General features: G+C 50.0%; 9 protein-coding genes. 8 read left to right on the top strand and 1 reads right to left on the bottom strand.

The window, feature by feature from the left end; all coding sequences use genetic code 11:
- The first annotated feature begins 198 nt into the window (after positions 1–198).
- The 6 genes from KP80_RS07145 (at position 199) to KP80_RS07120 (ending at position 8221) form a co-directional block, all read left to right on the top strand.
- A complete protein-coding gene (locus KP80_RS07145) occupies positions 199–1395 on the top strand; it encodes an NAD(P)/FAD-dependent oxidoreductase (RefSeq protein WP_072129064.1) in 1197 nt (398 codons plus the stop codon).
- A 1103-nt stretch (positions 1396–2498) separates the two neighbouring features.
- Complete coding sequence (locus tag KP80_RS07140; protein WP_052282903.1) at positions 2499–3056, top strand: fimbrial protein; 558 nt, start codon at positions 2499–2501, stop codon at positions 3054–3056.
- Positions 3057–3110: 54 nt separating this feature from the next.
- Entirely contained in the window at positions 3111–3851 is a 741-nt protein-coding gene (locus KP80_RS07135) for a molecular chaperone (RefSeq protein ID WP_052282902.1), read from the top strand.
- Positions 3802–6366 carry a fimbria/pilus outer membrane usher protein gene (locus KP80_RS07130; protein WP_331456496.1) on the top strand — a complete coding sequence of 855 codons (2565 nt, stop codon included), beginning with the start codon at positions 3802–3804 and terminating at the stop codon, positions 6364–6366. The genes KP80_RS07135 and KP80_RS07130 overlap by 50 nt, the downstream gene beginning before the upstream one ends.
- Before the next feature lie 13 nt (positions 6367–6379).
- Complete coding sequence (locus KP80_RS07125) at positions 6380–7465, top strand: fimbrial protein (RefSeq protein ID WP_052282900.1); 1086 nt, start codon at positions 6380–6382, stop codon at positions 7463–7465.
- 21 nt (positions 7466–7486) lie between these two features.
- Entirely contained in the window at positions 7487–8221 is a 735-nt protein-coding gene (locus tag KP80_RS07120) for a molecular chaperone (RefSeq protein ID WP_052282899.1), read from the top strand.
- An 880-nt stretch (positions 8222–9101) separates the two neighbouring features.
- Here KP80_RS07120 and KP80_RS07110 read toward each other — a convergent pair.
- Entirely contained in the window at positions 9102–9968 is an 867-nt protein-coding gene (locus KP80_RS07110) for a LysR family transcriptional regulator (RefSeq protein WP_052282897.1), read from the bottom strand.
- 96 nt (positions 9969–10064) lie between these two features.
- On the opposite strand from KP80_RS07110, the gene KP80_RS07105 reads away from it, so the two are divergent.
- Positions 10065–10574 (top strand): phenolic acid decarboxylase, encoded by a 510-nt coding sequence (locus KP80_RS07105; RefSeq protein ID WP_072129063.1) that lies wholly within the window; start codon positions 10065–10067, stop codon positions 10572–10574.
- A 383-nt stretch (positions 10575–10957) separates the two neighbouring features.
- On the top strand, positions 10958–12097 hold the full coding sequence (arnB, locus tag KP80_RS07100; protein ID WP_052282895.1) for a UDP-4-amino-4-deoxy-L-arabinose aminotransferase: 1140 nt from the start codon (positions 10958–10960) through the stop codon (positions 12095–12097).
- Position 12098: the final 1 nt, after the last annotated feature.

Raw genomic sequence — 12098 nt, 5'->3', positions numbered from 1 at the left:
GCGGCATTATCAGGGACTTTGGCAGCGCGGGCAAAGTGAAATCTCTATTTTTTTTGATAATTATCCGCCTCTTGTCAGCGAGTGCAAATAATTATTTCCATTGTATCAATCAGATAAGTCGGCTTTGTGGATATTTCACTGGTATGACATCCATGAAAAATTTACACTTCCCGACAATACCTATGTTGAGGATAGTGCGTGGAAAGGTTTGATGCCATTGTAGTGGGTGCCGGAGCGGCAGGAATGTTTTGTGCAGCCATGGCTGGGCAAGCAGGACGTCGCGTTCTGCTGCTGGATAACGGTAAAAAACCGGGACGTAAGATCCTGATGTCCGGAGGCGGACGCTGCAATTTCACTAACCTTTATGTCGAACCCGCGGCCTATCTCAGCCAAAACCCGCATTTTTGCAAATCAGCCCTCGCGCGTTATACCCAGTGGGACTTTATCGACATGGTCGGCAAGCATGGTATTGCCTGGCATGAAAAGACGCTGGGCCAGCTGTTTTGCGATGACTCTGCCGAGCATATTGTCGCGATGCTGGTCGCCGAGTGTGAGAAGGGCAACGTCACCACCCGCCTGCGCAGCGAAATTCTTAGCGTTACTCAGGATGACGCGGGCTATACCTTACAGCTCAATGGCGACGTGGTGGCGGCGGATAAGCTGGTTATCGCCAGCGGTGGCCTGTCGATGCCGGGTCTTGGCGCATCACCGTTCGGCTATAAAGTTGCGGAGCAGTTTGGTCTGAAGGTGCTGCCAACCCGCGCAGGGCTGGTGCCATTTACGCTGCATAAACCAATGCTGGAACAATTCCAGGTACTGTCTGGCGTCTCTGTACCATCGACCATCACCGCGCAGGACGGCACGCTATTTCGCGAAAGTCTGCTTTTCACTCACCGTGGTCTTTCTGGTCCGGCAGTGCTGCAAATTTCCAGCTATTGGCAAGCGGGTGAGTTTGTCAGTATTAATCTGCTGCCCGACGTTGACCTCGCTGACTTCCTCGATGTGCAGCGCGTGGAACATCCCAATCAAAGCCTGAAAAACACCTTGGCGATGCAACTACCAAAACGTTTGGTGGAGTGCTTACAGCAGCTGGGACAGATCCCGGATGTGACGCTCAAACAGCTTAACGTCCGTGAGCAGCAAACGCTGGTAGAGACGCTGACGAACTGGCGAGTTCAGCCTAACGGCACCGAAGGCTACCGCACGGCGGAAGTGACCCTTGGTGGTGTTGATACCAACGAACTTTCTTCACGCACCATGGAAGCGAAGAAAGCGCCGGGCCTGTACTTTATTGGTGAGGTGATGGACGTGACCGGCTGGCTGGGCGGCTATAACTTCCAGTGGGCGTGGTCAAGCGCCTGGGCCTGTGCGCAGGCGCTGGCTGATAACACTTGATCTGACCAAAAATAAGTTCAGCGCAAAACAAGAGAGCTTCGCCCTTCCTGAGACTCCGGATAAATTCATCCGGAGTGGTTTTATTTCATCGCTATATTCCCTTCGTCTGCGTTCCCACTTTGGCATAACCTGTGTGTCTTAAGGCCGGTGACACCATAGATTCTCACATCTGACATAGTCTCCTGTGTCCAATGTGCATGAAACGGGGAAGCGTTAATGTTTTGCTGATATCGGTTACCGCAATCCTCAGTTCGCTTGAGCCAGACAGCACAAAATCATTGTTAAAATGGCGTAAGCTAGCGATTTGAAACACCTTTCAGCTGTTCGTCCAGGACATTTCCCCATTTCGGCAAGTTGTTACTTTTTTATTTCGATATTTACAGAAATGGAAACAGTCGAATCTGTTTTTATGTCAGTCTATGTCCCGCTATGTATGGATTTTTCTGTTGATTATTCGTTTAAATTCAAGATAAACGATCGATAAGTCCAAATATGACTAAATCTCATACAATTTAACAAAACTACAAAAATAAAAGGTGTCATAGCCAACCAGGAATTTTCCAGAACAAAAATGAAAATAGGTTTTATTTTACATAACCTTTTGATAAGCAGACTGATATTTAAAAAAATGGGTTGTGATTTAAAGAATATTCCCGCATTAGCATTCTCACTGCTTTTCGTACGTAAATTGATCGACTCATGAAAATAGAAAGATAAAAATTATAGTGTAATTTGTTGCAACATGGTTTTGATCAAGTTAACCAATGATATGATTTATGACGCGTATTGATTCAGATCAATTTATGGCTTTTATAAAATTATATCTTTTTTTAATCAAAATCGTCTTATAAAAAGCTACGATTCGTTAAGGTATGAGGAACAAAAAAGCACGGATAGAAAAACAAATCATCGCGGATGTTTAACGGTCGCGAAATAATAATTGTAGAAAATTCCTATTATTGTGGATTGAAAAACTGACGTATATCATATTCACAGTAAATCGGCGGCATTAATTAACCTCTTATTATTAAGAGGCGGGTATACACATCCTTTATTTAGGTCGCCATGCGTGTTCGTTCAATTCAACCCAACAGGGAATTATTATGCGTAAATACACAACGGCTATTTCGGCTTTAGCTCTGGTTGTTTCATCTGCATTCGCGGCCTCTGCTTTCGCCGTGGATGGAACGATTACAATTAACGGAAAAATTACTGATACTACCTGCACCATTTCCGTTGACGGTGGCAGCAATGATGCGACAGTAACACTGCCAACCGTTTCTTCCAGCACCCTGACAGCAGCAGGCCAGACCGCTGGCGCGACGCCATTTAATATTTCTCTGAGCAGCTGTTCTGGCACTTCATTAAATACTGCGAGCACCTATTTTGAGCCTGGTGCTTATGTCGATAGCACAACCGGTCGTCTCAATATTGATAGTACTGCAGCAGACGCAGCAACTAACGTTCAGGTTGAACTGCTGAACGCAGATCGTAATGCCATCGTTGCGGGCGCTTCCGTAGCTAATGGTCAAAACGATGTACCGGTAGACATCAGTGGCGGTAACGGCACGCTCAACTACTTCGCACAGTACTACGCAACAGGCGCTTCCACCGCAGGTTCTGTCACGACCCAGGTTGATTACACCATGACCTACGAGTAATCCCTCCGGAGTAAAGGCTTTGGCCTTTACTCCGGTTTAAGATGAGGTATTCCGATGTTTAAAATTTTAATGCCCGCGTTAATGGCAGGCCTGCTTTCCTTTAACGCTTTTGCCGAAGTGGTGATTAATGGCACCCGAATTGTATTTAATGCCAAAGAGAAAGAATCCGCGGTTCAGTTAAAAAATAACGGAAAGAATCCTTATCTTTTGCAGCTCTGGATTGATGATGGCAACCCTAAATCTCGTCCCGGTGATGTGAAAGTACCATTTTTAATTACTCCACCTATTGTCCGTATCGATCCGGGTAAAGGCCAGGCCGTACGTATACTTTCCACGGCATCAGGATTACCGCAAGAAAGAGAATCTGTTTTCTGGTTTAACATGCTGGAAGTACCTCCGAAGCCTACGGCGAAAATAGATGCGGGCAGCAACCTGATTCAGTTGGCATTCCGTACGCGCATTAAATTGTTTTATCGCCCGGCTAATCTGCAACCCGAACCCTTACAGGCTTATAAAGATTTAAAATTTACACGTGATGGAAACAGTCTGACGGTCATAAATGACTCGCCTTACTTTATTACGCTAAATAAAGTTGAAATTCGCAAATCAAAAAATAGCGATATTCAGGCATCTGTCGATAAATTTCCACAGCGCATGGTTGAGCCGAAAGGGAAAATAACACTACCGCTGACGATAAAGAACACCGCCGGGATGAGCAGCGGAACGTTATTTTACAGCGTAATCAATGATTATGGCGGAGAGACGACCAATGAGCAGGAATTGCACGTTAGGTAATAAATATAATTATCCTTCTTCACCTTTAACACAGATTGCTCAACTGGTTATTTTTTCTCTCGCTTTATCTCAGAGCGCACGGGCTGACCAACAACATGATGTTGAATTTAATAGTGCTTTCTTACGCTCAGCAGTTGATGTTGGCGCTTATTCTCAGGGTAACCCGGTGGCGGCAGGTAGCCATACCGTCGATCTTTATATTAACGATAGATGGAAAGGTCGCTCAGCGGTGAATTTTGAGAATGCTCGTCCAGAAGACCGGGTAGCTGAACCCTGCTTTGATGCCACACTGATAGCCCAACTTGGCCTGGACAGTACACATCTTAGCCCTGAAGGATTAGCGCAGCTTAAAAGCGGATCGGGTTGCGTGCGCATTGCAAGCCTCGCGCCGGGGCTTTCGGCAAACTATGACGTAGCAACGCAGCAGCTTCAGGTGCAGGCACCGCAGATTTTTTTGCTGCGTAACGCGCGTGGTTACGTGAGCCCGGAGTTATGGGATAACGGCATTCCCGCTGCCACGTTGCAATACGACTACAACGCCTGGCACTCCGAAATGTCGAACTCAGATTCCCTCTCTACCCAGTATCTCGGCCTGCGTGGCGGCATTAACTGGGATGTTTGGCGCCTGCGCTATCGTGGCACTTTCAACTGGAATGAAGGCCAGGGCTGGCACTATGACAATACCAGCACCTACCTGGAACGGGCCATCGTACCGTTTCGCAGCAAAATGGTGCTAGGAGAATCCACGACAGATGGCCAGGTGTTCGATAGCGTGGGGTTTCGCGGCGTAATGCTGACCTCCGACGACCGTATGTATGAGGATTCTCAGCGCGGCTATGCACCCGTGGTTAATGGTATCGCCAACACCAACGCGCTGGTTCGCGTGAGCCAGCGCGGTGTTCGTATCTATGAAACTACCGTGCCACCCGGGCCATTCGTGATTAACGATCTTTATCCGACCGGTACCGGCGGCGATCTGCTAGTGACGATCAAAGAAGCCGATGGCAGCGAACGCAGCTTTACCGTCACCTACGCCTCCATTGCCGAACTATTACGTCCTGGCACGACGCGCTTCACCCTGATGGGTGGCCGTTATCACAACGCTACGATCGGTGAAAAACCGTATATAGCGATGGGGACACTGCGTCACGGCTTCACTAACCTGATAACCGGCTACACCGGCGTACTGGGAGGAGAAGACTATCAGTCCGTGGCGGGGGGGATTGCGCTGAACACGCCCATTGGGGCTATTTCATCAGATATCACCCACGCGCGTACCACGCTTCGCGATGATGTAAAAAAAGAAGGCCAGAGCCTGCGTTTTGCCTTTGCCAAAATACTGCCAGTCGTCGATACCAACGTCACACTTGCCAGCTACCGCTATTCCAGCTCGGGTTATTACGATATCGACGACGCTATGCTGCTGCGCAGCGGTCGGTGGGGCTACACGGATAGCTACACCAACAGCATTAATCGAAAAAACCGTATTCAGCTGAGCGCTAGCCAGACGATCTCTGAAACCCTCGGCAGTCTGAACATCAGTGCCAGCACGCAGGATTACTGGAATCGGAGCGGGCGTGATACGGAGTATCAGTTGGGTTACACCAACGCGTTCCGCAGGTTCAATCTCAATGTGAACGCCAGCCGCACCCGCGATTTGGTGAATGATAAGTGGGATAACAAAATTGCCATTGGTATCTCGCTACCGCTCGGTGATAGCGCTCAGTCGATGTACCTCAACTCTACCTACGTGCAGGAACGCGATCATCACGGTATTCAAAACTCAATTGCGGGTACCGCAGGCGATAACCGTCAGTACAACTACAGCGCTTTTGGCAACGTGGATCACTACGACACCAACGGTACCAAAACAACTGGCGGTGTTAGCGGCAACTGGACCGCCCCGTGGACCAGTGTCGGCGGCAGCTATTCTGCCGGGAACGGTTATCAACAATACGGCATGACCCTTTCAGGTGGGGCTGTCGCTTATGGAAATGGCGTCGTCCTGACGCCGGTGATGGGCGACACGATGGCGATTATTGAAGCCGATCACGCCAGTGGGGCGAAAATTACTAACAACACTAGCCTGAGCCTCGATCGCAGCGGTAAGGCCGCGGTGCCGTACCTTACGCCTTATCGCCAGAACACGATTGAGCTTGATCCTAAAGGGTTATCGAACGATGTGGCGCTGGATGTGACCAGTCAGAACAGTGTGCCGACCGCCGGGGCAGTGGTGTTGATGAAATATAAGACGGATATCGGTCATTCGGTACTGTTCACCGTCAGCCACGCCGGAGAAGAGCTGCCTTTCGGCGCGCCACTGGTCGATGAGAACAATGACACCGTCGGCTACATCGCCCAGGGCGGCCAGAGTTTTGCACGCGTGAAAAACGAACGCGGCACCCTACGCGTGCAGTGGGGGAAGAGCAATAGCCAACAGTGCGCTATTCACTATCAGTTGCCAGCACCTGCCGTCGGGGATGCCCTCCGCCAGCGCGACGTTGTATGCCAATAAAGGAACCAGACACATGAAATACTTCCTTCACGCTTTATTGCTGCTGGCGGTGGCTGGGCTCAGCCCTAACGCACTTGCCGATGGCACCTGGGTTAACTGCGAGCGCACCAATGGTTACTATCAGTACTTTAACTCCACCTCGATTCAGGTAGGGAAAGATGCGGCCGTCGGCGATCTACTTGGTACCTGGATCACTTCCTCCAACCCGACCGCCTGGACGTGTTCTCACGTTAGCAGCTATCAGAGCTACACCGTGCCGATGGCAGTACAGGGGTACCCGCCATATACCATCTGGGGCTCTACTCAAGTAGACGGGCAGACCTACAACGTTTACAACACCGTTGTAAAAGCCGGGCTCGGCTATGTTGCCCGCTGGCGCTATACGGTGAAAGGGCAGACCAGCGATTGGTATCCGCTGACCGTGGCGAACGGCGTGTACCAGACGCCATCCCAGTTGTTTAATGTCAGCTATGACAGTTCGGTCCCTAAATGGAACATCGGCGTCGACGTGCAGGTGCGTTTTGTGAAAACCTCCGCCTCGCTGACCGCAGGCAGTACATCGGTGTTTGACCCGATGTATATGCGCACTTACCAGACCTATGGCGGGAGTTCATTCGCAGGAAGCGGAACCTACATGATTGCCGATTTCCTCGCAGGTAATCTGAACGTGGTTACCACCGGAGGGACCTGCACCACATCTAATGTCAGCGTCACGCTGCCGCCGGTCAGTCGCAGTGAGTTCACAGGCGTAGGTTTTACCGCCGCACGCACCGACTTTGCCCTGAACTTCACCAAATGTCCGGCAGGCCTCGCTAGCATCAGTTATCTCTTCACGCCGACGAGTACCATCGTGAACAACAGTATCGGCGTTTTTAAGCTCGACAGCAGCGCGACCGCAAGTGGCGTCGGGCTGCAATTGTTAACCGATCAGGACATTCCCTTGAACTTCAACACTGCTTATCTGCTGAGTCAGTACGATCCGTCCGTCAATAATGCTAACTACACAGTGCCTTTGCGCGCAGGGCTCTATCAGACAGACAACAGCGTCTCTTCCGGTAGTGTCAGTGGGTCGGTTACTTTCACCTTGAGTTACAAATAGCCGAAAGGAGACCACTCGCCGATGTTAAAAAGGATCCTTCAGCATTTTGGGTATGCAATCTTCTTGTTTGGGTTGGCTTCTGGTTCACTCGTACAGGCCGCCACTTATGTGAATCAAACCAGGCTTATTATTGATGAGAATACGCGGGACGTGACTTTTTCAGTGATTAATGAAGGGACTAGCCCCACGTTAATGCAGCTCTGGAGCGATCGTGACAATCTGCTCGATAGGCCGGAAATCATTAAGATGCCGTTTGTTATCACGCCGCCAGTGTTCCGTTTGGAGGCAGGGAAATCACGGGCCGTCCGTATTCAGTGGACTGGAGACAGCAGTTCCCTTGCAAAAGAGAGTGAGTCCTTGTTTTGGCTAAATATTTTGGAAGTGCCCCCCAAAAGCGCTAATCCAACGGATGCGAACGTGCTACAGATGGCGTTTCGTACACGCATCAAGCTCTTATATCGCCCGTCGGCCATTGCCAAGGTCACTCTCCTGGAAGGAGTAAAACAACTGGAGACAGCGACCATCCCCTGTGCCGGAAAAACGTGCCTACGTCTGAAAAGCCGTTCGCCATTACACATCACATTACTGAACATCACGCTGAATAATGGAATGCAGATCAACGTGTTACCACATGACGGTATTATTGCCCCTTTTTCAACGCTGGATATTCCACTACCTGACCCGCAAAGGAGCGGGCAGCTACAGGCAGCCACATGGATTGATGATTACGGCGTGGCCAATCATTTCACAAAATAATCTGGGGGATATCGCGATGCTGGGATTTAACTCTGCTTCTTTACGTTATAAATTCATCTACTTAACTCGCAATATGTATCACGGGGTCGCCGTGCATTCGCTGTTTGCCGAATCGCTGCAAACATCATCGCTAAGTAAGGTTTGTGGTGAAGCTATTTCTTTTTATATGATTGATAAATATATAAATTTTATTCCATTTTCATTGCGCTTTGACACGTATTACCAGCAACATGATCAGCCGTTTTCTCAGGATATTATTCTGCCGGCCAAGCGGCTGGAAACGAAATGGATAACCTTTACTAACATTCTCTTTTTTGTCGATATGTTCGACCCTGAGCGCACCTCGTTTTTGTACCTTGGCCCGGATGATGAAATTGCGGAGATTAAAGCCAAAATTGACGTTTACCTGCGCCACTGCACTGCAGTTGTCTGCAATGACAAAAAAATGCAGAGCAGCGTCTTCACCTTCTCTTTGCGAGACCAGCAAATTGTTTTTCACATGCTGGCAGGCCGGACAATCAAAGAGATCGCCGGGATGCTGAACGTCAGTGATAAGTTGATTTATAAAGAACGAGACCAGCTCACCCGAAGGCTGGAGTCGCAGAAAGAACCGTTTTTGTATAAGCGGTTAGCGCAAAGAAGCAAAGCGCATCCGGTGACGACGTAAAAGTTTGAGGTAGTGATCCTCAGACTTTAATGCTTGGTTCTGGCTAGTTCGGCTTGACCATGACACTCAACAGGTTACAGAGACGACGAATACGCAGCATTGTTGAGAGCATCATTATTAACAGAAGTGCCGCAACAGTGTGAGAGTTGAGACTCTGACACGACGGTTATCGCTACGGGCGGCCTGTATTGTTATTCCACAAGAATAAACGTCTTATTTCTCCTGCTGGCTAAACAGCGCCAGCAGCATCTCGACCTGTTCGTCGAGCGGGGCCAAATCCTGTTTGACGATCAGATGCAGCGGCGTAGCGCGCCTGACGCCGTGGCTCAGCGGTAACTGTTTTAACGTTCCCTGCGCCAATTCCGCCGCAATTCTCTCCTCCGGCAGCCAGCCGTAACCTACCTGATACATCACTGCATCGATAGCAGCATCAATCGTGGAAAAGGTCCATGCATCGCGGCCAGCCTGGCGGTCACTGTCGCTTTCCGCAATACGGATCAGCGGCCACGGGCGCAGCAGTTCATCGTTGAGCGGGCCTGGTTGATTGAATAGAGGGTGATCGCGATGGGCCACGGCGACAAAATCAATATTCATCAGCCATTCACCACGTCCGGTGATGTCCTGACGGCGCGTCAGTACCATCACATCGGCTTCGGTCTGCGCGACATCATTACTGCTGGCGTTTTCCAGTACTTCCGTCAACCGTACCTGGGTTTGCGGATAGTGTTGCTGGAACTGACGCAGTATGGCGAACAGCCGCTGGCGAGGGAAAATACTGTCGACCACCAGGTCTAAACGGGTGCGCATCCCTTCACGCAGCGTGGCAGCACGGTTCTCGACCCGGCTAAAGGCTTTAAGCAGTGGCTTGACCTGGCTCAGTAGCAGCTCGCCCGCCGGGGTTAAGACCGCTCGTCTTCCTTCCGGTACTAACAGGGCTACCCCCAGCCGTTCTTGTAGCAACGCGAGGTTATAGCTCACCGACGATTGGCTGCGGTTGGTCTGTTCCGCGGCTTTGGCAAAGCTGCCTAGCTCTACCACTTTCTCCAGTAATACCCATTGTTCCAGCGTCGTCTTATGCATAATTGATTCAATAATTAGATGAATATCATTAAAACATAGCGTTATTCATTCGGTTTTTAAAGCAATAAGATCTCTGCATCGACACAAGGAGATTTCATTATGAGCAACTTTGATAAACATGATTTGAGCGGTTTTGTTGGCAAACATCTGGTCTATACCTATGACAACGGCTGGAACTATGAAATTTACGTCAAAAATGACAGCACTCTGGATTACCGCATTCACAGCGGCATCGTAGCGAATCGTTGGGTGAAAGATCAGCAGGCGTATATTGTCCGCGTGGGGGAAAGTATCTACAAAATCTCATGGACCGAGCCGACCGGTACAGACGTGAGCCTTATCGTCAACCTCGGCGACAAACTGTTCCACGGCACGATCTTCTTCCCGCGTTGGGTGATGAACAATCCAGAAAAAACGGTTTGCTTCCAGAATGACCACATTCCATTGATGAACGCCTATCGTGATGCGGGCCCAGCGTATCCAACGGAAGTGATTGATGAATTTGCGACCATTACCTTCGTGCGTGACTGCGGTGCCAATAACGATAGCGTTATTAACTGTGCAGCCAGTGAATTACCAAAAGATTTCCCTACTAATTTACGTTAATTGTTTAGTGCGGCCATATGCAGTATTTATTACACTAATATGCAACGAAGGTTAATTTACTCACTAAATAAAATCCTCGTTTAGGTCGCGTTGAATAATGTGATTTCGCGCTCAGTTAGCATGTAAGCTGGGCGCTTTGTTTTCATCATAAAAAGAGTGTAATCAATTGATAAACAATTAATTTTGTTTATTGAACATTTATTGTCTCGAACCCTCCTCCTTTCTTAATCTTATCCTAAGATAACACTGATACTTTTAACGCCATCGAATGTTGCTGGCTTAAATATCATGTCTATTCACTCCTGATTTTAACAAAACAACTATCGTTAGGTTTTATTCACTATTCAGGCGTGCTCATTTGAGTAACAGGGTAAGGAACATTCATGAGTGATTTTCTGCCGTTTTCTCGCCCCTCTATGGGCGAAGCGGAATTTGCGGCGCTTAAAGAGGTGCTGCAATCCGGTTGGATCACCACCGGGCCGAAGAACCAGGCGCTGGAAGAGGCGTTCTGTGCCTTAACGGGCAACCGCTTTGCTATTGCCGTCAGCTCTGCCACCGGTGGTATGCACGTGACGCTGATGGCGATGGGCATTGGTCCCGGCGATGAAGTGATTACCCCATCCCAAACCTGGGTTTCTACCCTCAATATGATCGTCTTGCTGGGGGCGACGCCGGTGATGATCGACGTTGATCCGGACAACCTGATGATCACCCCGGAGGCCGTTGAAGCGGCGATCACCCCGCGTACCAAAGCGATTATCCCGGTGCATTATGCCGGCGCGCCAGCGGATATCGATGGTATTCGCGCTGTGGCCGAACGCCACGGGATTCCGATGATTGAAGATGCCGCACACGCTGCCGGGACCTACTACAAAGATCGTCATGTCGGCTGGCAAGGGACGGCGATTTTTTCCTTCCATGCCATCAAAAATATGACCAGCGCCGAAGGCGGGTTGATTGTCACCGACGATGAGCAGCTGGCAAACCGCATTCGCAGCCTGAAGTTCCACGGCTTGGGCGTGGATGCCTATGACCGCCAGACGCACGGTCGCGCCCCGCAGGCGGAAGTTATCAGCCCGGGCTTCAAGTATAACCTCGCGGATATCAATGCCGCGCTGGCGCTGGTACAGCTGGGAAAACTCGGCCAGGCCAATCAGCGCCGCAGCGAAATCGCGACGCGCTACACCCATGAGCTGGCTGATACCCCGTTCCAACCGCTGGCCGTTCCGACATGGTCGCATCTGCATGCCTGGCATCTGTTCATCATCCGCGTTGATGAAGAGCGCTGCGGTATCAGCCGCGATGCGCTGATGGAAAAGCTAAAAGCCCAGGGTATTGGTACCGGGCTGCATTTCCGCGCGGCGCACACGCAAAAATATTACCGCGAGCGCTTCCCGGCGCTGTCGCTGCCGAATACCGAATGGAACAGCGCGCGTATCTGCTCGATCCCCTTGTTCCCGGATATGACCGATGACGACGCCACCCGCGTGATTACGGCGCTCCATCAGCTAGCAGGACGTTGAA

This window comes from Kluyvera genomosp. 1 (assembly GCF_001266615.1).
In the GTDB taxonomy this organism is placed as follows: domain Bacteria; phylum Pseudomonadota; class Gammaproteobacteria; order Enterobacterales; family Enterobacteriaceae; genus Kluyvera; species Kluyvera cryocrescens_A.
The sequence above is the reverse complement of the archived record's forward strand: the minus strand, read 5'-3'. Positions and strand labels throughout refer to the sequence as shown.